A 22,674-nucleotide genomic window follows, 5' to 3' on the forward strand; every position below is an offset into this window, starting at 1 on the left:
AGGTAAAGTTAATGTATTTTTTATGTAAAAAATGTTGTTTTTCTGAAAATCCTATTTACACTTTTTTTAATGCACAACAAAAAAACAGAGAATTTTTCTCTGCTTTTTTGGTTATTTTTTAGAATCTTTTTCTGATTCCTTTACAATATAAATTGGTCGTTTTTTCGTTTCTAAGAAAATTTTGCCGATATATTTGCCAATAATTCCTAAACATAATAGTTGCAAACCACCTACAAAAAGTACAATACAAACCATTGAAGGCCAGCCGCTTGTTGGATCACCATTAACTAATGTTCGAAAGATAATCACTAACATTGCTAGTGCAGAACCAATACACGAAAAGGCGCCAACGTATGAAGCAATATTCAATGGTGTTTCTGAAAAATTGACAATCCCGTCAATTGAATAACTTAATAGACTCCAGAAAGACCAAGAGGTTTCTCCAGCAATTCGTTCTCGATTTTTAAATTCAATATATTCTGTTTTAAAGCCGACCCAACTAAAAATCCCTTTTGAAAAACGATTATACTCAGATAACTCTAAAATCGCATCGACCATTTGTCGGGTCATGACACGGAAGTCACGGGCACCATCCACCATTTCCGTCTCAGCAATTCGATTAATGAGTTTATAGAACATCCGTGCAAAAAAGCTACGAATGGGCGGTTCACCGTCTCTTGTTATGCGTCGTGTGCCAACACAATCTAAATCTGCACTGGTTTCAATCATCTCAATCATTTGAGGTAATAACTCAGGCGGGTCTTGTAAATCAACGTCCATGACTGTCACTAAGTCACCTGTTGCTTCTTTTAAACCAGCGTATAAGCCTGCTTCTTTCCCAAAATTTCGTGAAAAAGAAAGATAACGGACCTTCTCTGGATGTTCGCGATAAAGCTGTCTTAAAACAGCTAACGTCTTATCTTTTGAGCCATCATTCACAAATATATATTCTACTGAATGAGACAGTTGCTGGCTAATTTTTTCTACTTCTTCAAAAAACAGCGGAATCGCTGCTTCCTCATTATAACAAGGGACAACAATTGATAACATTTTATTTCCTCCACACTTCAGTTAATTATCATTATACCATATAATAGCCTTATTAAATAACGATATCCAACTAAAAATAACTTAAATAGAAAGAACCTGAGAAAAAATCCAAAACGATTCTTTCTCAGGCTGACTAGCGGTTAAACGAAAGCAACAGAAATAGTCCTACGCACTACTTCAGCCTCTTTTGTTTAGCACTAAAATTATTTTGTTAAATCTTCTTGGTTCGCTTCAAATTGATAACGCGGTTCATCATTCTTTTCATCATAATCAACAATCAAATCATACCCTTTAAAGAACCAATCATCTGTTTCTTCAATAAAATAGGTAATCCCATCTAGGTTCTCTTTAATCATTGGCTCATCTGGCGCTTCTACAGACATCGCAATGGAAAAACCATCATGAACAGGTGTTTTTCCGTAAATTTTTCCGAAAAAACGAATGCCTGTCTCAGGCTGAACCCCGGTTTCTTCTTTAAACCATTGTTGGGCTTTCGGTGTCACTTCTAATTTCATTCTTTGTTCCTCCTTCACATCTCTGTCGCCATTTATTGTAGCACAGCGCAGTGCTTTTAGAGAATAAAGTGCTTAGCCATTCATTTTTTCATCTAATAAATCGACATCTGCGGTATCACCGATAACTAATAAATTATCGTTTTCTCGAACAATTTCAGAAGCATCTGGCGAAGCAATTACTTCTGTTTTCGAGCGGCGAATCGCTACCACAGTTAAACCAAATCGCTGACGGAAATTTAATTCTGCTAAGGTTTTATTGTAAAATTTTGGATTGGTGACCCGAACCTCAGCTAATGAAAATTCGCTAGATAATTCAATATAATCTAAAATATTGCGTGAAACAAGTTTATGGGCAATTCGAATACCCATATCTCGCTCTGGGTGAACGACCATGTCTGCCCCAATTTTATCTAAGACACGGGCATGATATTCATTGACTGCTTTGGCTAAGACATTGGGAACCCCCATCTCTTTAACCATTAATGTTACTAAAATACTCGCTTGAATATCTTCACCAATTGCCACCACTACGTGATCAAAATTCCGAATCCCTAAAGAACGCAACGTCATTTCATCTTGGGCGTTAGCCACCACTGCATGCGTTGCAATATTCATATATTCATTGACACGGTCTTCACTGCTGTCAATGGCCAAAACTTCTTGACCAGCTTCCACCAAAGTTTGGCATATGCTGCCGCCAAAACGTCCTAAACCAATAATTGCAAAATTTTGTTTCATTTCTTCTGACCGCTCCTGTCTGTTCGTTAAAATTAGTATAACAAATCCATAAATAAATTCCTAGAAGGATTTCCTAGAATTTATTTATGGATTTATCTGATATTTATTTGGCTAAACCATGTTGAAAAGCATAAATCGCCGCTTGGGTCCGATCATCCACATCTAGTTTTGCTAAAATGTTTGAAACATGTGTTTTAACTGTTTTCAAAGTGATAAAGAGTTCATCAGCTATTTCCTGATTACTTTTACCTTGTGCAATCAACATTAAAATTTCGTGTTCCCGGTTTGTCAAATCTTCGTGCAACACCGGCTCTTGTTTTTTTGTTAACCGTTCCATCATCTTATGCGTCACTTCAGGTTCCAACACACGCTCTCCGCGATAAGTCGCCCGAATTGCATCAGCAATCTCATGAGCTGTTGATGTTTTTAATAGGTAGCCTGCTGCACCAGCTTCAATCGCCGGATACACTTTTTCATCATCAATAAAACTCGTCACAATAATAATCTTGGCTTCTGGCCAATCTTTCAAGATCGCTTTGGTTGAATCAATGCCATCCATTTCTTCCATTACCAAATCCATCAAAATAACATCTGGACGTAGTTCCAATGCTTTTTCATAGCCAATCTTACCGTTTTCTGCTTCGCCTACGACTTCTATATCCTCTTGAATAGATAAATATGATGAAACGCCTAAACGGACCATTTCATGGTCATCCACTAACATTACTTTGATCACTTGCAGTTTCCTCCTTTATGACAGGAACTTTAATTTCAACGCTGGTTCCCTGCCCTTTAAAACTAATAATTTTAACTGTACCGCCCATGCCGACAACACGTTCTCGGATATTATTTAAGCCATAACTACCGGCTTTATTACTTTGTTCCTTCATATCAAAGCCGACACCGTCATCAACAATACGCAATAACACGTTTTTATCGACTTGGTGTAAGTATACCTCTAATTCCTTTGCTTTGGCATGTCTTAAGGTATTTGAAAGTAATTCCTGCACAATTCGGAAAAGATGATCCTCAATGCTGCTATTTAAATGAACATCTTCAACATCCCAAATCAATTCAATTTTAATTTTTGTTTGTAGTTCTTTCAGTAATTGTTCAATACCTTTACGCAAACTTTTTCCTTCTAGACTGATAGGACGCAAGTGCAACAGTAACGCGCGCATTTCCGATTGGGAGGCATTAATGATTTCTGCCACCATGGCTAGTTGTTTGCGATATGGTTCAGGGGTTTCTGTTCGTTGTGCTTGTTCATTTAAGGCAGACAACATCATCATGGCTGCAAAAAGTTGTTGACTGACTGAATCATGCAACTCCCGCGCCAAACGATGCCGCTCGTTCTCTAAAATTTCTTCTTTTGTTTGCCCATCCATTAATTGCGGTCGACTGTTTAATAATTGCAATTCTTTAGACATCTCTAATAATTTATTTTTAATCGACCAAATATCTTGTTCGACTTCGGTTAGATAATGGTCTTGATTTTCACTGGTCGTTGGTTTGTTTAAGACTGGACTTTCATAATTACCATTGGCCAATAACCGAAGTTTTTCTTCAATCCGTCCATATTGCCCTTTTTGAACCAATGAAATCAGTAAAAAGGTCAATAAGCCTATTAGTAAGGATATGAGAACAATGTGCACAATTAGTGGTAAATAAAAGACTTTTCTCTGAAGAAGCTCTAATAGCCACCGGTTTTGTTTAATCGAATGAAAATATGAAAACAATGTAATTAAGATAACAATAAAGGTGCTAAGGGACGCATATAATGAAATCATGCGTCTTGAAATCCGATCGGTCATACACGGATCACCTCAACATCTCCTACTAAAGTGTTCGTCATAATTTTCAAACGACGAAGATTGGTATCATAATCATTGCTGTAAATTTTTAATGATTCGTTTTTCAATTGATATTTTTCTTCTTCAAAACGTACCGTTCCGTAAAAAGTTGAATGTTCTAACAAAATTGCTACACCTAACGGTACTAGAATTCGCGTGCGGCCAAAACCTTTACGAATAATAATAATATTGTCTTCTTTCGGTAGTAGCGTATTACCTAAATCAATAATGGTGTCCCCAGAGATTAAATCAATATTGATATCGTCCCATTCATAGATATTGTTACCAATGCGTTCGTTGGCAAACCAGCGGCGTTTAAATCGTTTGCCATTTTTAGGTTCTTTTGCCGCCGTCTCCACCATAATCATTTGTTTTTTACGCCAAGGTGCTCGCTCAGCTATATCCACGCCTGAAATCTCAAAGCCTTTTAAGCCGATAAAGAGTACGCCAAAAATCAGCATAAACCAAACAGCCGTGCTGTTCATTGCACCAATGACAATAAAAACAACGCCGAGGACGAATTGAAAGTTGTTAAAATGTGTTTTAGATGCTTTCCTGGAAACATAGGCCACAAGTAAAACGCCAATTGTTAATAAAACAGCTAATCCAGGATTATGTACAATTTGCCATAACGCCAGAATAAAAAGTAATGCTTCTGCGACGATAAAAAAGCGCCAAGGGTTATTCATAGATTTGCCTCCTCCCTCTGTCATTTATTTTACTCGTTTATTTTATTTAATCATAGTGGTTTGCGCCTCAGGTTACCATAGGACTTTAGCCCTAAATGTCATAGATTGCGAAAGGACAGGCCTTGGAAGCTGCCTGCCCTACTCAATTATTTAGTTTGCTTCAACTTTTGTAATTTTAACTGTCATGTCGCCACCAGGTGTTGCAATAATCACTTGGTCGCCTAATTGTTTACCAATTAAGGCTTGCGCAATCGGTGAATCATTAGAAATTTTACCAGAAAATGGATCGGCTTCGGCACTTCCTACGATTGTGTATTCCTCTTCTTCTCCATCAGGCAATTCTTGGAAAGTAACTGTTTTACCGATGGAAACTTCGTCTTGGTCCACGCCATCATTATCGATGATTTCTGCAAAACGAATCATATTTTCTAACGTTGTAATACGTCCTTCAACGAAAGCTTGTTCATCTTTAGCTGATTCATACTCTGAGTTCTCTGAAAGATCCCCAAAGCTACGAGCGATTTTAATACGCTCTACGATTTCTTTACGTTTAATTGTTTTTAATTCTTCTAGCTCTTGTTCTAATTTTTCTTTTCCTTCAAGAGTCATTGGATATACTTTTTCTACCATGTTAATTCTCCTTTTTCGCTTAACGATACGTAGTTCTTGGTTGGTTATTGAAAAAAATTCCGCTTTCAATCCACAAAAGAGTACCACGCTTTTTCTAAATTGTAAATATAATTATTGAATTTTTGTGATTTTGCTAAATTTTATTTATATAAATTTCTAGTTACTACTCTTTCCCTCTGTTAAACAGATTACTTTTTGAGTATCTAAAAGCTTGGTGAATCATACAAAATTGATTCACCAAGCTCTTTTATGTTTTCATTTTATTCACTACTTGAATTATTGACATACTGATCTACTAATACTTGATGTTCTTCATATGTTTTTGAGAAGTAGACTTTTCCTGTAGAAATATCTGCTACAAAGTATAAATAGTCACTTGGTGTCGGATTCAAGACTGCTTTAATTGACTCCTCACTTGGGCTATCTAATGGTCCTGGTCCATAACCAGTATTTTTATACAAGTTATAAGACGAGTCCACTTCCAAGTCAGCATACGTTACAGTTTCTTTGTGTTCTCCTAGAGCATACAAAATAGAAATATCTGATTGGATTGGCATATCGGCAGCCAAGCGGTTAAAGAATACTTGCGCAATTTGTTTGCGGTCTGCTTCTTTGACTCCTTCTTTTTCAACCAATGAAGCTAACGTTAAGACTTGCTGATTGGTTAAATTCTTTGCATGAATTGTCGGCGTATATTGTTCCATTACTGTGTTCATTTTAGCAATCATTTGTTCGACAAATTCAGGAAGTGTTGCTTTTTTGTAGTAATCATAAGTTGCCGGGAACAAATAGCCTTCTAAGCGATAACGAACACCTTCTGCAGTTGCAGCACTTTCAAGTAAATCAGGATACTTAGCTTTCATTTGATTGAAGAAGTCTTCGTTTTTCATTAATGCAATGAAATCTGCTTTCTTGAAATCTGTATTTTTTTCAATAGCTTCGCCAATTTTATCTATATCGTAGCCTTCAGGAATCGTTACTTTGCCATCTGCAATTTTAGTTGGTTCTGGCGTGCCTCCTTCTTTTAGCATTTCACCAATTTCATCGAGTGTCATGCTTGGAGACATTTGATAATAGCCCGCTTGAAAATCTGTTAAGTTTTTAAATTTTACGTAGTAGTTAAAAACCATTCCGCTTTTAATGACGTTGCTTTCTTCTAAAACCGCAGCAATTTGCTTATTAGAAGATCCTTCTGGGATATGCACTTGAACAAGCTTCTTATTGTTCTTGTCTAGTGGTTGTAGCCCAGCGTCTACATATTTATAAAAAGTAAACCCAAAGATTGCCATCATTAAAACCAATACAGAAACTACAATTAACACGATACGACCGACTAAACGATCTTCTTTTTTACGTGTTTGTTTTTTTGTATTTGTTGGCTTTTCGTCTGTTTCAATCGGGGTTGGCTCTTCGACTGTCTGTGTCGTCTTGTCTTTCCCACGTCTTCGAGCAGCTCTAGAACCTGCACGTGTTTGTGTTGTGCGGCTCGCTGTTTCTTGTGATTCATCAGATGAAGGTTGGGGAGACCTATCATTTTTTTCAGAGGAATCAGGTTGATCGCCATCATTTCTACCTTTTAAAGACCCAGTTACTTGATCTCTAAGCGAAGATTTGGGATCTTGGTTATTTTGGTTATCATTAGCCAAAACTAACCCTCCTTACTATTCTATCGTTTATGACTGAAACTATTATACATGAAACCTCTTTAAAATTAAATGTTTTTAATAAAAAGACCGTCATTCCCTGATAAAAAATTCATCATTGACAACGTTTAAAGCCTATGATGGCGCTTTTCTATTGAAACGATAATAAATCTTAAAATCCTCCTAAATTTATCGAAAATCCATTTTCTATTAAGAATTTTGTAGCAAAATAGCACCTAAGTCTTTAGGCGATTGTACTAGGAATGTCGCTCCCGCCTCTTGTAATTCTATTTCTTCACCAAATCCATACAAGACACCTATACTATCTAAGCCATTTTGTTGAGCACCAAGAATGTCATGATTACGATCACCAACCATGATAATTGCTTCTTTGGTTGGGTCTAATTGAGCTTCCGTTAATGCATACTGAATCACATCTGCTTTTTTAGAACGATGACCGTCCATGCTCGCTCCATAGATGCCTGTAAAATAACGATCTAAATCAAAATGAGTAATAATCTTTTTAGCAAATTCTTCTGGCTTGGAAGTCGCAATGTATAACTTTGCTCCCGCTTCCTTTAACCTTGTTAGTACCTCTGGGATCCCTGGATACACATGATTTTCAAACATACCTTTTCTCTGATAATACGCTCGATAATGACCCACGGCTTGTTGCGCTGCTTCAGCTGAAGGCGCCATGTGCAAAAATGACTCATATAAAGGCGGCCCTATGAAAGAACGTAACGTCTCCTCGCTAGGAGCTGGCCAGCCTAATTGTTCTGTTGCGTACAAAATAGAACGCATAATGCCGCTACCAGAATCCGTAATTGTGCCATCTAAATCAAATAAAATCGTTTGATACATCTTCACTTCACTACTTTCTAGCATTTTTTGTCTAATTGATTCTTCAAAATAAGATACGCAAAAGAAGCACATTTTTCAGCGCTTCTCTGCCTTTTTATTTATTTTGCTGTAAACGTATCTGGTTTTTTATCTGATTGCTGCATTTCATAGGCAATGGCTTCAACGATTCGACGGCTAGCTTGACCATCCCCATACGGATTTTGTGCATGCGCCATCGCGTGGTAAGCATCAGAATCAGTCAATAATGTTTTCGCCTCTTGATAGACTACTTGTTCGTCTGTACCAACCAATTTCAATGTTCCTGCCGCTACGCCTTCTGGACGTTCCGTTGTATCTCGTAAAACTAAAACTGGCACCCCTAAGGAAGGAGCTTCTTCTTGCACACCGCCAGAATCAGTTAAAATTAACGCACTTTTCGCTGCAAAATTTTGAAAATCTTTGACATCCAATGGTTCAATTAAATGCACACGAGCTAATTCACCTAAGTGTTCCGCTACTATTTCACGGACTTTGGGATTTTTGTGCATAGGGAAAATGACTTCAATTTCTGGATGTTCCATTACAAGTCGACGAACAGCTTTAAAAACATTTGCCATTGGCAGGCCTAAATTTTCACGACGATGCATTGTGATTAGTACAATGCGTTGGTCTGTAGGGATTTTTTCCAATAAATCATTTTGATAGTGGGCATCAACGGTGTACGCCATCGCGTCAATCGCTGTATTGCCAGTCACATAAATATGTTCTTCTGGATGATTTTCTTTGATTAAATTGTCCTTACTTTGAGTAGTTGGGGCAAAATAAATATCAGTTAACACATCTACCAGTTGACGATTCATTTCTTCCGGAAACGGAGAATATTTTTGCCAGGTCCGCAATTCTGCTTCCACATGTCCCACTGGAATCTGTTGATAAAAAGCAGCCAATGCAGCCGCAAATGACGTGGTTGTATCGCCATGAACCAAGACAATATCCGGCTGTTCTGTCACAAGAACCTCAGTTAATAAATTCAAAACACGACTTGTAATATCTGTTAAGGTTTGCCCATCTTTCATGATATTTAAATCATGATTCGGTGTAATTTGAAAATCTTCTAACACTTGATCCAACATTTGGCGATGTTGCGCTGTTACGACTACTACAGAGTCAAATCCTTCACTTTGCTCTTCTAAAACTTTGATTAAGGGGGCCATTTTGATCGCTTCTGGCCGTGTTCCAAAAACCGTCATTACTTTAATTTTCTTCATCATTTTCCTCCTAATTCTATGTTAGTTTCGGGTATTTTTGTTGGCGAAATTCTTCTGCTCGTTGAATATAATGTAAGGCGTTCGTATGATTACTGGCTATTTCTGCTGCCGTTAACGGACGGATAACCTTCGCGGGTCGACCAAATGCTAAAACATTTGGCGGGATAATTTTGCCTTCTGTCACTAAAGAGCCCGCACCAATCAGGCTGTTTTCTCCAATAATGGCATTATTTAGAATCGTTGAACCCATGCCAATCAAAGCACCATCACCGATTTTACAACCGTGTAACATGCATTGATGGCCCACCGTTACATACTTGCCTACAATTGTCGGGGCATCTTCATCAACATGAATAATCGTGCCATCTTGAATATTACTACCTTCACCAATGGTAATTGTGTTACTGTCACCTCTTAAGACCGACTGAAACCAAATATTACTATCCTTCGCTAGTTGTACGTTTCCATAGACATCTGCACTAGCAGCAATAAAATATTCTTTTTTCAAACTCTGTCACCTCTTTTCATTAAGTATAGACAAGAATTCCTCACTTTCATAGTAAAAAAGACAAGAAAAGAGCGTGGGACAAAAATCACTTTGGATTTTTGCTCCACGCTCAAAAACTGATAAACGGCGGGAACAAAAGCAACTCCTTCGGAAATAAGCCGGAATTCTCCAAAAATTACAGAACAATTTTCGGAAATTCCTTCTTATTTCTCGGAGTTAAGCGCTTCTGTCCCGACCTCTTTTTATTCCTCATAGTCGCCTTCTTCAGCAAATTGACTATTGTATAGTTTTTCATAGAAGCCACCTTGTTCCAGCAACTCATGATGCGTACCTTTTTCAATGATTTCTCCTTGTTTCATAACAAGAATTAAATCAGCTTCACGAATAGTTGATAGGCGGTGGGCAATAACGAAACTCGTTCGTCCTTCCATAACACGATCCATTGCTTTTTGAATTAAGGCTTCCAAGCGTGTATCGACTGAACTAGTCGCCTCATCTAAAATCAAAATTTTCGGATCAGAAATTACCGCTCGGGCAATGGTCAACAATTGTTTTTGACCAAGGGAAACGTTATCTCCCTCAGAATTGATTTCCATTTCATACCCGTCTGGCATTGTCCGAATGAAGTGATCCACATTGGCCGTTTTCGCTGCATCGACAACTTCATAATCCGTGGCATCTAACTTCCCAAAACGAATGTTATCTGCAATGGTACCTTTATACAACCAAGCATCTTGCAATACCATTCCAAATACAGATCGGACATCACTACGGTTCATTTTTTTCGTATCAATGCCATCAATTTTAATGGCGCCTTCTGTTACATCATAAAAACGCATCAGTAAGTTGATTAAGGTTGTTTTCCCAGCGCCAGTTGGTCCCACAATCGCAACCATTTGGCCCGCATCAACTTTAAAGTTCAAATTACGAATTAACGGTTTTTCTGGGTCATAACTAAAGCTGACATTTTCAAATTCAACAGAGCCTAAAATAGGTTCTGGCAAAGGAACATCTTGTTCGTTAAGTTCTTCTTCTGGCTCATCTAGGATTTCAAAAATCCGCATGGTCGAAGCTGAAGCGCTTTGTAAAGCTGCAGACAACTGCGTAATATTCCCCATTGGTTGGCTAATTTGCCAAATATATTGAATAAACGCTTGTAATTGCCCCACTACGATCACACCAGCAACCACATAGTAACTACCAAGGACAGCTACCCCGATATAGGTCCCATAAGCGGTCATCTGAACCAATGGCAACATTAATCCTGAGATAAAGGATGCTTTGAAACCAAAACCATTTAAACGATGATTAACTTGTTTAAAGCCTTCAAGGGTTTCTTTTTCCCGACCATATAGTTTTAAAACACTGAACCCAGTCATATTTTCTTGAACATAACCATTTAAGTCTCCTAAAGAATTTTGCATTCCTTGGAAATATTTCTGGGAGATTTTAACAATTGTTCTTGAAATAATCAGAGACAACGGAATCATAATTACTGAAAAAATCGCCATCAGCGGATTGATTAAGAACATCATCACTACCGCCATCACAATACCTAGGACTGCCGAAACAATATTAATAAAACTTTGTTGCATCGCATTGCTGACAGCATCCACATCGTTCGTCACCCGTGACAAAATATTTCCTTGTTGGTTCTTATCAAAATAAGAAACTGGCAAACGATTGATTTTTTCTTCAATATCGCGACGTAAATCGCGCATGGATTGTTGAACGACATTCGTCATTAAAAAGCCTGACAAAAATTGTGCCACACAATAACCTGTTCCCACAACTAAAATCCAAATTAAACATTGGATTACATAATCAAAATTAATGGATTCGCCAGCCGCAATATTACGGCTAATTTCTGTCGTTGGTAATCCAGTCAAATAAGGCAACGCTGCATTAAAGGCAACGGTTAATATTGTAAATAAAATAACTAAATAAAACGTCACTCGGTACGGTTTAATATAGCGACCGATTCGTTTCATAGAAGAAAAGGCGTGTTTCATGCTAATTCCTCCTCTGACAATTGAGAAGCCGCAATATCATAGTAAATTGGACAAGTCTCAAGTAATTCACGATGTGTGCCAATTCCGACCACGTCGCCTTCGTTTAAAACAACAATGCGGTCCGCATGCATAATTGTTCCAACACGTTGTGCCACAATTAAAACAGTAGATTCTGTTGTTTCTTTTTTCAGACGCGCTCGTAAATTTGCATCTGTTTGATAATCTAACGCAGAAAAACTATCATCAAATATATAAATTTCCGGATTGCGAATAATCGCCCGTGCGATAGCTAAACGTTGTTTTTGACCACCAGAAAAGTTCGTGCCACCTTCTGAAAGAGGTTCATCATAGCCTTGCGGTTTTTGTGAAACAAATTCTGTTGCTTGAGCAATGTCAATTGCTCGTTCCATTTCTTCTAACGTCGCATCTTCCTTACCGTAGCGAAGGTTATCAGCAATTGTACCAGTAAAAAGTAACGCTTTTTGTGGAATATAGCCAATCTTATTGCGTAATGCACTAAGTTTGTACTCTTTTACGTTCACTCCATCGATTAAAATTTCACCTTCTGATACATCATAAAACCGTGGAATCAATTGAATTAATGTTGATTTCCCACTACCTGTGCTCCCAATAAAGGCCACTGTTTCACCAGGTGACGCCTTAAAACTTACATTGCGGATGACTGGGCTTTCCGCATGTCCAGGATAGGCAAAGGTTACATTTTTAAACTCTAGATAGCCTTTAGTAGCTGTTTCTGTTACGCCTTCTTCTTCACGAATAGCTGGTTCCATGTCTAAGGCTTCTTGAATCCGCGAAGCCGAAACCGCAGCCCGAGGATACATCATAAAGACACTGGCAAATAACATAAACGAGAACAGCGCATGGAAAATATATTCAATAAAAGCTATTAAATTCCCAACTTCTAAATCCCCATGGCTGATTTGAACAGTCCCGCTCCAAATGATTAAGACCATTACAATATTAAATAAGAAAAAGAACCCTGGTTGGGCTGCTGCCATTAAACGAAACAGGCTTTTTGAACTTTTAGTGTAAGTTTCATTGACTTTATTAAAACGAGATTCTTCAAATTTTTCATTAACAAATGCGCGTATTACCCGCAATCCAGAAAGATTTTCTCTTAAAATCCCATTGATTCCATCTAAGTTCTTTTGTTGCTTTTTAGATAACGGTTCTGACAAACGAGCAATTCCGACAACTGCTAGCAGTAGAAAAGGCAAGGCACCTAAAACGTACATTCCTAACGACGGACTCGTCCGCATCACCATGTAAAGACTGGCAATAAACATCACTGGCGTCATAAAGCCAAGACGTAAAATATTTCCCATGAAGAGCATAATTTGGTATGCATCATTGGTAGTTCGCGTAATTAAGGAAGAAACCCCAATACTTTCATATTCACTGTGTGAGAAAGTTTGAATCTTTTCAAATAAATCATCACGAATATCACGAACAATGTTTGTTGTAATTCTGGCACCAAAGTACCCTAGCAAAATATTCATTGCGACACCAATAATCGTAATTACAACCATCCAAATCCCTTGCTGATAAATATAGTCCATATCTTTAGGAATAATTCCTTTGTCAATCATTCGTGCTAAAATGGTCGGCAAGCCTAATTCAATCAAAATAAAACCAAACACACAAATAAAATCAGCGAAAAGTAATTTCTTATAACGCATTGTGTAACGCCACATTAACTTCAATTAATCATCTCCTTCTTATCTTACTTTAAATTTTCTAGTACTCCCACTGTATCAAAAAGAAATCGGTAATACAAGCTGTCTGGCTAGAAAAAACAGCCTTTCGCTTTCTATCCTTTCTCTTTTAGATTTTCTAAAAAATAGATAATTTTAATGATTTACTTATACGATTAAAATTGCTACTTCCTTTTGATTGTGCCATAATTGGGAAAAACTGAAAGGACCCTTTGAATGAAAAAATTATTCTTCATTTTTCTCGGTTCCTGTACGTTTGCTTTAGGCACGTTAGGAATCTTTTTGCCGCTTTTACCCACCACTGGTTTTTATTTATTAACGGCCTTTTTTTGGATGCGTAGTTCAGATAAACTTTATAACAAATTTTTAGCTTCTTCTTATTATCAAAAATATATCCAAGAAGCCTTCTTTGAGAAAAAAATTACTCGTAGAGGTAAATGGAAACTATTTATTTCCATGTTTCTTTTATTTGCCATTCCGTGTTTAATTGTCCGAAATACGTTGATGACTACGACTTTAGCGATTGTTTATTTAGCCCACGTGATTGGCTTAAGTTGGTATTGGCGTCCTAAAAAAAGGCACTCGAACTTGATCAAGAATAAGGCGAAACAAGAAGTTTGTTTTTTTTAAAAGTCCAGTGAGTGTTTCTATACTTCCTTATCATTCTATGATAAAATAAGCTTAATTGTTGTTATTCACAACACACGGGACGGTTGAAAAAAGAACACATAAAATCAAATACCCAGAATGAAGCAAAGTCGAGGCTTCATTTCATCATTAACAGATGTTTTTGATGAGCATTCTTTTTTAGGTGATCAGCACCTCGTTTTGTTGTGTTTAATTTTCTGTCTTAAAATGAAAAAAACTATAAATTGCTACTATTAGTAGCTGAAGGAGAAATGAATCGATGATTTACAAAGTATACTATCAAGAAACAAAAATCAGAAACCCAAAAAGAGAAGACACAAAATCTCTTTACATGGAAGCCGATAGCGATGTAATCGTGCGCCAATTAGTTGAAGAAAATACCCCATACAATATTGAATACGTTCAATTATTAGACGAAAAACATCTTGCTTACGAGCAAGAACATGCGGACTTCACTCTAACGGAGTTTTAACATGAAAGTAAACATAAAAAATAACGAAACTGGCGTTTTTGCAATCGGTGGTTTAGGCGAAATTGGAAAAAACACATATGGGGTACAATTCCAAGATGAAATTATCATTATTGATGCTGGGATCAAATTCCCAGAAGATGATTTACTTGGGATTGACTACGTGATTCCAGATTATAGCTACATCGTTCAAAATTTGCATAAAGTCAAAGCACTCGTTATTACCCACGGTCATGAAGACCATATTGGTGGCGTTCCTTATCTTTTACGTCAAGCGAATATCCCAATCTATGCGGGACCACTAGCCTTGGCTTTAATTACCAACAAACTAGATGAACATGGTTTATTGCGAGAAGCGGAATTACACGAAATTAATGAAGATACGGTGATTCGTTTTAGAAAAACAGCGATTAGCTTTTTCCGGACGACTCACAGTATTCCTGATGCCTTGGGCGTTGTGGTTAAAACGCCTTCTGGTAACATTGTCGCAACAGGTGACTTTAAGTTTGACTTTACACCCGTTGGCGAGCCAGCCAACTTACACAGAATGGCAAAATTAGGTGAAGAAGGCGTTCTTTGTCTTCTTTCAGACAGTACCAATGCTGAAATACCCACCTTTACAAAATCCGAAAAAACAATTGGGACCTCTATTTTAAAAATCTTTGAAAAAATTGATGGTCGGATTATCTTTGCCAGTTTTGCTTCAAACATTTTCCGTTTACAACAAGCTGCTGATGCAGCCGTGAAAACCGGTCGCAAAATTGCTGTTTTTGGTCGTAGCATGGAAAATGCCATTGTCAATGGCGAACGCTTAGGCTACATCAAAGTGCCAAAAGGAACGTTTGTCGATGCGGCGGAACTGAATCAATTGCCAGCAAATGAAACAATGATTTTATGTACTGGCTCTCAAGGAGAACCTATGGCCGCGCTTAGTCGGATTGCTAACGGTACACATCGCCAAATTAGTATTCAACCAGGCGATACGGTTGTTTTCTCAAGTTCACCAATTCCTGGGAATACGACAAGCGTTAACCGTTTAATCAACTTATTATCTGAAGCCGGTGCAGAAGTTATCCACGGAAAAATCAATAATATCCATACTTCTGGTCACGGTGGACAAGAAGAGCAAAAATTAATGCTTCGTTTGATGAAGCCTAAATATTTCATGCCTGTTCATGGTGAATTTAGAATGTTAAAAATCCATGCTTCGCTCGCTCAAGATACAGGGGTTCCTGAAGAAAATTGCTTTATCATGGGCAACGGCGATGTCTTAGCTTTAACGGCTGATAGCGCACGTCCTGCTGGTCACTTCAACGCTAATGACGTGTACGTTGATGGAAATGGTGTCGGTGATATCGGGAATGTTGTTTTACGGGATCGTCGTATCTTATCTGAAGAAGGTTTAGTTTTAGCGGTAGCAACAGTTGATATTAAAAATAAAGAAATTATGGCTGGTCCAGACATTCTTTCCCGTGGTTTTGTCTACATGCGTGAGTCTGGTGATATGATTCATGAAGGCCAACGTCTTTTATTCAATGCTCTACGTGAAGCAATGAAAGATAAAAACTGTACCGAAGCAAAATTAGGCGAAGCCATGACGACCGCTTTACAGCCTTTCTTGTTTGAACAAACAGAACGTCATCCAATGATTCTGCCAATGATTATGACTGCCACAGTTAGTGATCAATAAAGCTCTCATTTAATAGAGAAGAAAAATGCTTGTCCATTTTTCTTCTCTATTTTTTCTAACAAAAAAACACCTAACGCATGTTAGGTGTTTTTGGATTATTTTTTATTAGTTTTTTTCTACGTTAACTGCTTGAGGGCCACGGTCTGAATCTTCAACATCAAAAGTCACTGCTTGACCTTCTTCTAAAGTTTTGAAACCATCACCTTGGATAGCTGAGAAGTGTACGAATACGTCGCTTCCGTCTTCGCGTGAGATAAACCCAAAACCTTTTTCTGCGTTAAACCATTTTACTGTTCCTTGTTCCATTCTTTTGTTCCTCCTCGTGCATTTGCACATAAATAGTCGTAACTTTGCTCGCTTCCAATAGAATATTTAAAAAAATTTAAAAAGTCTACATAATTCCAAACAAGATTACCCTTTCATTTTACACGTGATAAAATATTTTTGCAAGAATTGTCCTCATTCTGAAGCAAAAAAATTCTCTTCTCTCAAACTAATGTATCCGCTATCACCAACAATAATATGATCCAACAATTGAATCCCCATCATTTCGCCACATTCTTCCATTCGTTTGGTAAATTGGATATCTTGTGGAGACGGTGTCGGATTGCCAGATGGATGATATATTTTAGTGCAAACAAAAAAGCTCTACTTCCCGTAACTGAGAAGCAGAGCTTTTGCGTTTTTAATTATTCTATCCACTCATCATTGAAATATTCGTCCACAAATTCATCTATCGTTTCGCAGTGTTCTTGTTCTTCCTCGAATGGATTTTCTTCTATCACATATTCTTCACTCCATTTCGTGAAATTATGAATCTGGATATGTCTTATATCGTAAAAATCGATTTCTTGTTCACCAATCAGCACAACATCGAATTCTGCCATCCCACGGAAAACACCAAAAACATGTGGTTTTACACGATCATATTCATCTAATGAGTTCAGCTGAATTTCTAGTACCTTATTTTGTTTGATTGAACGATCCAAAAAATATTCTATTTGCTTTTGGGATTGTTGAGGCAGTCTATCAATATTGCGAGCATGATATTCATCAGTACTCTTTATTGCTTCAGTCAATTCGCCCAACGGAAACGCCGTTGGCCACTTTAATTCAAAAGGACGGTCAACATAATCATTGTAAGGTTTAAACTCTTTTTTAGTTCGTCTCACCATCTGATACACTCTCCTATCAGAAACATTATACGAACGTTTGTTCTATTTTTCAACAAAAAAATACCTATTTCTCATAAGAAAAAGAGGCAGATGTTTTACTATGGACCATACGGGACTCGAACCTGTGACCGAACGGTTATGAGCCGTTTGCTCTAACCAACTGAGCTAATGGTCCTGAAAACTTTACTTATTAAGTAATCTATAAATTAAATGAAATAAGCTCTAAAGTTAGAATTTTTGCTCTTTTTGATTTAGTAAATGTTGGGCGACTACTCTTTGATACGTAGAAAGTGACTGGTGCATAGACACAATCGTTTACTTCACGTAATCCAAGTGTTAATATTTTATTTTTATGCGGATGGCTAAAAGCTATGTCTAGTTTCATAGATGAACCAAACTTATCTGCTTCAGACACATATATCACTGAATCATTGTATCCCTCTAAAAATATTTCTAGAATAAATTCAAATAGCTCTACTCGATCTTTTATAGTACCAAAATTGCTGTGCCTTTGCAGATGTTTATATGTAATAACTTCATCATTCAATTTTTGACAAATTATTCTAGGTGAATCCTTATAAATTTTGTGTAAACCCAATAAATGTGGGAGTTGTAAGATGTCAAATTTTACATAAAAACAGTCCAGTTTAACAAATGGCGTTGTTATAACAGCCATTTTGCCATCAAGATTTGATAAAAATAAGTTGTATGTTTTCTGCAAATCTTTAGGCATTTTTACAACTCCTCTATAATTTTAGACATAAAAAAAAAGAGTGCAAATCATGGATACCGTCCCATGCTGACCAACGCTAGGTTAACCCACCTGCTGGGGAACGTGGGTGCACTCAATTCCCACTTTGCTTGTAAATAATGATCTAAAGCTAGACTAGAAAACGAGGTAATGATATCCTTTCCTCACACTTAATATAACATCTAAATGTATCGTATGCAATAAAAATATCTCATGAAATTATTTAAAATACAGCATAAAAACAAGTTTAAGAAGATTTTTTCACTTACAAACACGTAAATGTGCCTGATCATCAGCTGGTTGCCATATTGTTAATTTTAATTAAATAACAAAAAAAAGAGTCACCTTTGGGAAGGCGACTCAAAGAAAGTTATTCTTAGTATCCAGTTCCCCAGGTATTCGATGGATTTCCATCATTTGGGCCAACTGGAATATAAATGCGTGTTCCGTTTACATCAGAGCCACCTAAGAAAACATAGCCATCTGCTACACGAACTGAATCATACTTAAAAGTAGAACCTTTCGGCCATACTCCGTATACAGGCGCTAACAAGCTTGGCGCACCGTTGCGAAGAACGATACCTTCACTAACACCGATAGTAAAAGTTTTTGCTGGCGTTGGTTTACTATTTTCCCATAGCTCAGCAATATCACCATCGTTTGCATAACCTAATAATTTACCACTATTTTCGATACGATACAAGTTTTTACGGCCATTTAGTTTTTGTGTAATGGTTCCAACCTGTGTCCATAAAGTATTAGCATTGATATGTTGTTCAATTGGCGCATCTGGATTTTTGTAGATTGTTGTAAAGCGAACGTGCTGCCCAACTTTGTATTTAGGTTGATTGGGCTTACCAGGGTTCACAATAACTTCACTACCGTCTTCTGGAAGCCCAGTTTGTAAATCTTGTGCAAACTGTGCCTTGCTAATCCCCCAAGATGCCAAATAGCCGTAAGGATCTGTGTGATTTCCACCTAAATTGTTTGTCACCCACAAATGAGTTTTTATGCCGTAACCTGTCGGATCGTCTAAATCAAACGTCACATTAATTTGACGTGCTAAATCACGTAATAAGTTAACGTAAGCTGCATAGTCTTTCTTAAACATAGCTTTATTTGAAGTATTGGCTAATTCGACTTGTGCATGAGCATAAGGGTTTGCATCTCCTGCGCCCCAAGCTATACGACCGTTTTCCGCTACCTGAAGTACACGGCCCCCTCCACCTACAACATATTGCGTAAACGCTTCTTGTCGTTGCCAGTTGTTAAGCATGTTATTGGCTTCGTTTTCTACACCAGCGTCCATATTTGCAGTATCATGCGCAATGATGTATCGATTAACTGTTGATGGCCAACCTGCGTTAATATTTCCGCGGGTTTCTACTTGGTAAGCATCTACATTGATTGCGGGCATAAAAAATAGAGCGACTAGCGCTCCTGCTAAAATTTTCTTTTTCATCTATTTGTCTCCTTTTCTATCTGATAATCCAGGCGTTGTATGGTCTGTCACAATTCCTAAAATAGTTAATACAACAAACACTGCATTGATAACATCTAGCAATTGCTGATTAATCACATCAATTTGAAATTTATACCCAAAAGGGACTGCAACTACTTGAATCAGTAACAAAACTGCAGGAATAAGAGACAACCAGAATTGTTTGTTTTTTATTCTTGATTTCCAATCAATCATTTTTATTTCCTCCAATTCCTCGAAAGAGGGTTTTATTTTGTTCTTCCAATCGACTAATACGCACTTCATGGTTATTTAATCGGTCAACAGCCTGTTTTAGTTCTTTCATGCTATCTTCTAATTGAGAAAAGACATGATAGAATTTCATTAATGCGAAGATAATTCCGCCTAAAAATGTAATCAGCGCTAACCATTGTTCTAGTGTTAAGTTCATCCTGCACCTACTTTCTACTTACCATAAAACCGTCTAGCTTTCGCTAAACGGTTCCCCACAAATTTTTGTGTATTCTTCTTCGGTTAAACAATTCATATTCACGTAATCAACTAAATCCTGTTTTGTATAACAATTCCAATCATACAACTGTTTAATATTATCGAAACCTGGAAAAACATTCGTTTTCATCTTATTCCGCCCCTTTCGTAAGTTCAGCTACTTGTTTCATCAATTCACCAGTCATTCTTTGAGTTTGTTGAATAACTTGATTTTGCTGAGAAACTTGCTTCATTAGTTCAGCATTCTGTTTTTGTAAAAGTTCCAATTCCGTTGGTGGTGTTGGGGCAGGTTCTGGGACGTTGTCAGGATCGTAAATTAAACTCGTTCCATCCCATCGATAATTGAAGAAGTCAGAAAAATCTTCATTTACTTCAACTTCAATTGTTTTCGGTTGTTCTACTAGTGAATAACCTTGCAAAAACCCTTTTACATTATCAATCCATATTTTCATTTTACCCCTCCTAATATTCGAAAATTTTTGTCAAAATATACATTTTATTCCCCGATCCAGCAGCTGTACCGTCAGGTGCATTTAAATCATGACCAGTGATTTTTGCATCTTTTATATACAAATATTTTGTTTGAGGATTTTTGCCATTATACGCGTTTAAATTAAACACAGTTCCACCACTCCCGCTATTAGAGATGTGATTTTTTGGCACGTACTGGAATTGAAAAACTGCGTCATTGGCTTGTCCTGTTGAACTCATTTCCTGCCATTGCAAAATCCAACCATTTTGGCACTGCGACAGTGGCTTTGATGGTGTTGTGCCACTTCCGGAAGCTCCACCATACCACACACCGGTCCATAGCGGTGATCCTTGAATAATCTTTTGATATGATTTGTCGGCATCTGCTTTAGTTGGATAATTTTCTAATCCATCGACAGCTTCTACCACAGTTGCCATTGCTTTTGGCTCATTGTTTTCCATTAATTGAACAATATCCATTAAACTTCACCCACCTTTTCAAATGTGAAAACTGGCAATGCATCCAGTTTCGCTTTATCCGTTTTAGACATTAAACCGTCTTTTTCAGCAGTAGCATTACTTGGTATTGTTGGAATAACAGTAGTGTCAGGCAATGCTTTTACGTCAGCAGCATTCAATATAACTTCGCCTGTATGACCATTTACAGATGAAACAGTACCTGCTCCAGCATCACCAAGTTTTGCATCTACAAATTCATTTAATCCAACAACACCAGTTGTACTAGTTTGTACATCAATAGCTACGCCGTCTTTTTTAACTACATATAAATCAGGCATTTGATTCTTCATCTCCTTTTACTTTTTCAAATTCCACACTAGAACCACCTAGTTTACCTGCTTCATAATCTGCGATGATTTGTGTGATTTTTGAATATTCTTCTTGAGATATCATCACACCATCTTTAGGTAAATCTAAATCTGCACGTGTAATAATTACTGGGCCTGATCTTCCGTTAACAGATGAAACCATCGATTGCCCGCCCATTATTTCTGATAATCCAATGATTGCTGATACGTGTGTCATCGGAAAAAACTGACGTTTAACGCCTTTTTCATCTGTTTCCATCATTCTTTTTGATTCTATCATTTACTAACACCCTCAATTCTAAACGTGTTTTGTTTTTCATCATCAATTTTAGCAATAATCAATGCGCCATCTTTCATCGGACGGTTAACACTACCGATTACTTTCACTTGATGATTGGTTGAAAATGAATCATCTTGAAGAATTTCCAGTGTACTTACATTGCCATGTTTTAATGTAAATAAGCGTTCCTCTAATCTCTGATACAAATAATCCATATCAGCCAATAAACGCTCTGAAAGTGAATTGTGGCGCACTCCTTGTATGTCTACACGTGCATCCATTAATTCGGCTAACATTGTGCCGCCTGGATCAACAGTTTTTAAAATATCTTTGATCGACTCGAACCACATTAGATAATCTGATTCTTGGCCGTTTCGCCAAGCCTCAAATGTATCTTGTTGATTTTTACGCCATTCCTCAAACTCTTCTTTTCTAGCGTTCATCCATGCTGTGAAGTCGCCTTTGTTTTCGTTGATAAAAGCGGTCATGTCTGCGATTAAATCTTCAATGGACTGCCAATAAGAACCCATTTCACCTTCTGTTTTAGAAACAGCATTCACAACAAAGTAAGAAAAGTTCTGCGTTGAGCCAATTAGATTGTCGCCTTTATGAATACTGAAGTATGCTTCCTGTCTGTGCAATGACTGCATAGAGTATTCATCAAAGGTATACTGGATAATCCCTTTTTTGGCATTCACAATTTTTGCTGCTCGTTGAATCGGATACTCTTTATCAATAACTGATTCAAAAAATACTTCGCAACCTGTTAAATCAAGTGGCAAAGCATTTTCAACTAATATAGCTTCTAAAACTTCGGTATTTCGGTTCCCTTGCCGTACATTTTGTATGCCAATGTAATTGTATGGCTCCGTAGTGCTTAGTGTCGCTTGCCATTTAACCATTTATTTG

The 22,674-nt window shown here is 37.3% G+C and carries 28 protein-coding genes, 1 tRNA gene and 1 pseudogene; 3 read left to right on the top strand and 27 right to left on the bottom strand.

Annotated features, from left to right (window positions below):
* Positions 1-111: 111 nt before the first annotated feature.
* From PYW42_RS11995 to efrA, 13 genes are all read right to left on the bottom strand, one after another.
* The gene (locus PYW42_RS11995; protein WP_002365181.1) at positions 112-1,050 is read right to left on the bottom strand and encodes a glycosyltransferase family 2 protein; all 939 of its coding nucleotides are present in this window, start codon (positions 1,048-1,050) and stop codon (positions 112-114) included.
* A gap of 203 nt (positions 1,051-1,253) precedes the next feature.
* Positions 1,254-1,583, bottom strand: coding sequence for a HesB/YadR/YfhF family protein (locus tag PYW42_RS12000; protein WP_002355140.1), 330 nt, complete (start codon positions 1,581-1,583; stop codon positions 1,254-1,256).
* A 54-nt stretch (positions 1,584-1,637) separates the two neighbouring features.
* Entirely contained in the window at positions 1,638-2,303 is a 666-nt protein-coding gene (locus tag PYW42_RS12005) for a potassium channel family protein (RefSeq protein WP_002355139.1), read from the bottom strand.
* Between the two features lie 103 nt (positions 2,304-2,406).
* A complete protein-coding gene (locus PYW42_RS12010) occupies positions 2,407-3,039 on the bottom strand; it encodes a response regulator (protein WP_002355137.1) in 633 nt (210 codons plus the stop codon).
* Positions 3,014-4,117, bottom strand: a complete 1,104-nt coding sequence (locus PYW42_RS12015) for a sensor histidine kinase (protein WP_002365182.1) — start codon at positions 4,115-4,117, stop codon at positions 3,014-3,016. The genes PYW42_RS12010 and PYW42_RS12015 overlap by 26 nt, the downstream gene beginning before the upstream one ends.
* The gene (gene liaF, locus PYW42_RS12020; RefSeq protein WP_002381168.1) at positions 4,114-4,845 is read right to left on the bottom strand and encodes a cell wall-active antibiotics response protein LiaF; all 732 of its coding nucleotides are present in this window, start codon (positions 4,843-4,845) and stop codon (positions 4,114-4,116) included. Before liaF ends, PYW42_RS12015 begins: the two co-directional genes overlap by 4 nt.
* Positions 4,846-4,995: 150 nt before the next feature.
* On the bottom strand, positions 4,996-5,475 hold the full coding sequence (gene greA / locus PYW42_RS12025) for a transcription elongation factor GreA (protein ID WP_002355133.1): 480 nt from the start codon (positions 5,473-5,475) through the stop codon (positions 4,996-4,998).
* A 260-nt stretch (positions 5,476-5,735) separates the two neighbouring features.
* Positions 5,736-7,121, bottom strand: coding sequence for an endolytic transglycosylase MltG (gene mltG, locus PYW42_RS12030; protein ID WP_002375722.1), 1,386 nt, complete (start codon positions 7,119-7,121; stop codon positions 5,736-5,738).
* A gap of 207 nt (positions 7,122-7,328) precedes the next feature.
* Positions 7,329-8,006 (bottom strand): HAD family hydrolase, encoded by a 678-nt coding sequence (locus PYW42_RS12035; RefSeq protein ID WP_002411004.1) that lies wholly within the window; start codon positions 8,004-8,006, stop codon positions 7,329-7,331.
* A gap of 74 nt (positions 8,007-8,080) precedes the next feature.
* Positions 8,081-9,232, bottom strand: coding sequence for a non-hydrolyzing UDP-N-acetylglucosamine 2-epimerase (gene wecB / locus PYW42_RS12040; RefSeq protein WP_025189139.1), 1,152 nt, complete (start codon positions 9,230-9,232; stop codon positions 8,081-8,083).
* Positions 9,233-9,245: 13 nt separating this feature from the next.
* On the bottom strand, positions 9,246-9,737 hold the full coding sequence (locus tag PYW42_RS12045) for a gamma carbonic anhydrase family protein (RefSeq protein WP_002355129.1): 492 nt from the start codon (positions 9,735-9,737) through the stop codon (positions 9,246-9,248).
* A 242-nt stretch (positions 9,738-9,979) separates the two neighbouring features.
* Complete coding sequence (gene efrB / locus PYW42_RS12050) at positions 9,980-11,749, bottom strand: multidrug efflux ABC transporter subunit EfrB (protein ID WP_002365186.1); 1,770 nt, start codon at positions 11,747-11,749, stop codon at positions 9,980-9,982.
* The gene (gene efrA / locus PYW42_RS12055; protein WP_010708444.1) at positions 11,746-13,473 is read right to left on the bottom strand and encodes a multidrug efflux ABC transporter subunit EfrA; all 1,728 of its coding nucleotides are present in this window, start codon (positions 13,471-13,473) and stop codon (positions 11,746-11,748) included. The genes efrB and efrA overlap by 4 nt, the downstream gene beginning before the upstream one ends.
* 228 nt (positions 13,474-13,701) lie before the next feature.
* Between efrA and PYW42_RS12060 the strand changes: the two genes are divergently transcribed.
* From PYW42_RS12060 to rnjA, 3 genes are all read left to right on the top strand, one after another.
* On the top strand, positions 13,702-14,115 hold the full coding sequence (locus tag PYW42_RS12060; RefSeq protein WP_002411002.1) for a YbaN family protein: 414 nt from the start codon (positions 13,702-13,704) through the stop codon (positions 14,113-14,115).
* A gap of 277 nt (positions 14,116-14,392) precedes the next feature.
* Positions 14,393-14,605, top strand: coding sequence for a DNA-directed RNA polymerase subunit epsilon (locus tag PYW42_RS12065; RefSeq protein ID WP_002355123.1), 213 nt, complete (start codon positions 14,393-14,395; stop codon positions 14,603-14,605).
* A 1-nt stretch (position 14,606) separates the two neighbouring features.
* Positions 14,607-16,292, top strand: coding sequence for a ribonuclease J1 (gene rnjA, locus PYW42_RS12070; protein ID WP_002355122.1), 1,686 nt, complete (start codon positions 14,607-14,609; stop codon positions 16,290-16,292).
* Positions 16,293-16,397: 105 nt separating this feature from the next.
* On the opposite strand, the gene PYW42_RS12075 is transcribed toward rnjA, so the two are convergent.
* The 14 genes and pseudogenes from PYW42_RS12075 to PYW42_RS12140 all read right to left on the bottom strand — a co-directional run bounded on the left by PYW42_RS12075 (position 16,398) and on the right by PYW42_RS12140 (position 22,667).
* The gene (locus tag PYW42_RS12075; RefSeq protein WP_002355121.1) at positions 16,398-16,598 is read right to left on the bottom strand and encodes a cold-shock protein; all 201 of its coding nucleotides are present in this window, start codon (positions 16,596-16,598) and stop codon (positions 16,398-16,400) included.
* Between the two features lie 153 nt (positions 16,599-16,751).
* Positions 16,752-16,913, bottom strand: a pseudogene (locus PYW42_RS12080) (JAB domain-containing protein); the annotation flags it as partial.
* 68 nt (positions 16,914-16,981) lie between these two features.
* Complete coding sequence (locus PYW42_RS12085; RefSeq protein ID WP_010816175.1) at positions 16,982-17,467, bottom strand: hypothetical protein; 486 nt, start codon at positions 17,465-17,467, stop codon at positions 16,982-16,984.
* Positions 17,468-17,568: 101 nt separating this feature from the next.
* Positions 17,569-17,642: transfer RNA gene (locus tag PYW42_RS12090), tRNA-Ile, on the bottom strand.
* A 24-nt stretch (positions 17,643-17,666) separates the two neighbouring features.
* Positions 17,667-18,200, bottom strand: coding sequence for a PBECR4 domain-containing protein (locus PYW42_RS12095; RefSeq protein WP_002402066.1), 534 nt, complete (start codon positions 18,198-18,200; stop codon positions 17,667-17,669).
* 394 nt (positions 18,201-18,594) lie between these two features.
* A complete protein-coding gene (locus PYW42_RS12100; protein ID WP_010816176.1) occupies positions 18,595-19,680 on the bottom strand; it encodes an SH3 domain-containing protein in 1,086 nt (361 codons plus the stop codon).
* Positions 19,681-19,914 (bottom strand): phage holin, encoded by a 234-nt coding sequence (locus tag PYW42_RS12105; RefSeq protein ID WP_002417568.1) that lies wholly within the window; start codon positions 19,912-19,914, stop codon positions 19,681-19,683.
* A complete protein-coding gene (locus PYW42_RS12110; RefSeq protein ID WP_002374005.1) occupies positions 19,907-20,128 on the bottom strand; it encodes a hypothetical protein in 222 nt (73 codons plus the stop codon). Before PYW42_RS12110 ends, PYW42_RS12105 begins: the two co-directional genes overlap by 8 nt.
* A 33-nt stretch (positions 20,129-20,161) precedes the next feature.
* Positions 20,162-20,317: an XkdX family protein gene (locus PYW42_RS12115; protein WP_002411012.1), complete on the bottom strand. Its 156-nt coding sequence runs from the start codon at positions 20,315-20,317 to the stop codon at positions 20,162-20,164.
* A gap of 1 nt (position 20,318) precedes the next feature.
* On the bottom strand, positions 20,319-20,639 hold the full coding sequence (locus PYW42_RS12120) for a hypothetical protein (RefSeq protein ID WP_002374000.1): 321 nt from the start codon (positions 20,637-20,639) through the stop codon (positions 20,319-20,321).
* Positions 20,640-20,649: 10 nt separating this feature from the next.
* Complete coding sequence (locus tag PYW42_RS12125; protein WP_002411010.1) at positions 20,650-21,138, bottom strand: hypothetical protein; 489 nt, start codon at positions 21,136-21,138, stop codon at positions 20,650-20,652.
* Entirely contained in the window at positions 21,138-21,455 is a 318-nt protein-coding gene (locus PYW42_RS12130; protein ID WP_010816177.1) for a hypothetical protein, read from the bottom strand. The genes PYW42_RS12125 and PYW42_RS12130 overlap by 1 nt, the downstream gene beginning before the upstream one ends.
* Positions 21,448-21,765, bottom strand: coding sequence for a hypothetical protein (locus PYW42_RS12135; RefSeq protein ID WP_002411009.1), 318 nt, complete (start codon positions 21,763-21,765; stop codon positions 21,448-21,450). Before PYW42_RS12135 ends, PYW42_RS12130 begins: the two co-directional genes overlap by 8 nt.
* On the bottom strand, positions 21,762-22,667 hold the full coding sequence (locus tag PYW42_RS12140) for a phage baseplate upper protein (RefSeq protein ID WP_010816178.1): 906 nt from the start codon (positions 22,665-22,667) through the stop codon (positions 21,762-21,764). Before PYW42_RS12140 ends, PYW42_RS12135 begins: the two co-directional genes overlap by 4 nt.
* Between the last annotated feature and the right edge of the window lie 7 nt (positions 22,668-22,674).

This window comes from Enterococcus faecalis, from assembly GCF_029024925.1.
GTDB classification, from domain to species: domain Bacteria; phylum Bacillota; class Bacilli; order Lactobacillales; family Enterococcaceae; genus Enterococcus; species Enterococcus faecalis.

Bases quoted from the DNA above. Each gene is read 5' to 3' on its own strand.
- PYW42_RS11995 (WP_002365181.1), bottom strand. From the start codon at position 1,050: ATGTTATCAATTGTTGTCCCTTGTTATAATGAGGAAGCAGCGATTCCG.
- PYW42_RS12005 (WP_002355139.1), bottom strand. From the start codon at position 2,303: ATGAAACAAAATTTTGCAATTATTGGTTTAGGACGTTTTGGCGGCAGC.
- PYW42_RS12015 (WP_002365182.1), bottom strand. From the start codon at position 4,117: ATGACCGATCGGATTTCAAGACGCATGATTTCATTATATGCGTCCCTT.
- liaF (WP_002381168.1), bottom strand. From the start codon at position 4,845: ATGAATAACCCTTGGCGCTTTTTTATCGTCGCAGAAGCATTACTTTTT.
- greA (WP_002355133.1), bottom strand. From the start codon at position 5,475: ATGGTAGAAAAAGTATATCCAATGACTCTTGAAGGAAAAGAAAAATTA.
- PYW42_RS12035 (WP_002411004.1), bottom strand. From the start codon at position 8,006: ATGCTAGAAAGTAGTGAAGTGAAGATGTATCAAACGATTTTATTTGAT.
- wecB (WP_025189139.1), bottom strand. From the start codon at position 9,232: ATGATGAAGAAAATTAAAGTAATGACGGTTTTTGGAACACGGCCAGAA.
- efrB (WP_002365186.1), bottom strand. From the start codon at position 11,749: ATGAAACACGCCTTTTCTTCTATGAAACGAATCGGTCGCTATATTAAA.
- PYW42_RS12060 (WP_002411002.1), top strand. From the start codon at position 13,702: ATGAAAAAATTATTCTTCATTTTTCTCGGTTCCTGTACGTTTGCTTTA.
- PYW42_RS12065 (WP_002355123.1), top strand. From the start codon at position 14,393: ATGATTTACAAAGTATACTATCAAGAAACAAAAATCAGAAACCCAAAA.
- rnjA (WP_002355122.1), top strand. From the start codon at position 14,607: ATGAAAGTAAACATAAAAAATAACGAAACTGGCGTTTTTGCAATCGGT.
- PYW42_RS12075 (WP_002355121.1), bottom strand. From the start codon at position 16,598: ATGGAACAAGGAACAGTAAAATGGTTTAACGCAGAAAAAGGTTTTGGG.
- PYW42_RS12085 (WP_010816175.1), bottom strand. From the start codon at position 17,467: ATGGTGAGACGAACTAAAAAAGAGTTTAAACCTTACAATGATTATGTT.
- PYW42_RS12095 (WP_002402066.1), bottom strand. From the start codon at position 18,200: ATGCCTAAAGATTTGCAGAAAACATACAACTTATTTTTATCAAATCTT.
- PYW42_RS12100 (WP_010816176.1), bottom strand. From the start codon at position 19,680: ATGAAAAAGAAAATTTTAGCAGGAGCGCTAGTCGCTCTATTTTTTATG.
- PYW42_RS12105 (WP_002417568.1), bottom strand. From the start codon at position 19,914: ATGATTGATTGGAAATCAAGAATAAAAAACAAACAATTCTGGTTGTCT.
- PYW42_RS12110 (WP_002374005.1), bottom strand. From the start codon at position 20,128: ATGAACTTAACACTAGAACAATGGTTAGCGCTGATTACATTTTTAGGC.
- PYW42_RS12115 (WP_002411012.1), bottom strand. From the start codon at position 20,317: ATGAAAACGAATGTTTTTCCAGGTTTCGATAATATTAAACAGTTGTAT.
- PYW42_RS12120 (WP_002374000.1), bottom strand. From the start codon at position 20,639: ATGAAAATATGGATTGATAATGTAAAAGGGTTTTTGCAAGGTTATTCA.
- PYW42_RS12125 (WP_002411010.1), bottom strand. From the start codon at position 21,138: ATGGATATTGTTCAATTAATGGAAAACAATGAGCCAAAAGCAATGGCA.
- PYW42_RS12130 (WP_010816177.1), bottom strand. From the start codon at position 21,455: ATGCCTGATTTATATGTAGTTAAAAAAGACGGCGTAGCTATTGATGTA.
- PYW42_RS12135 (WP_002411009.1), bottom strand. From the start codon at position 21,765: ATGATAGAATCAAAAAGAATGATGGAAACAGATGAAAAAGGCGTTAAA.
- PYW42_RS12140 (WP_010816178.1), bottom strand. From the start codon at position 22,667: ATGGTTAAATGGCAAGCGACACTAAGCACTACGGAGCCATACAATTAC.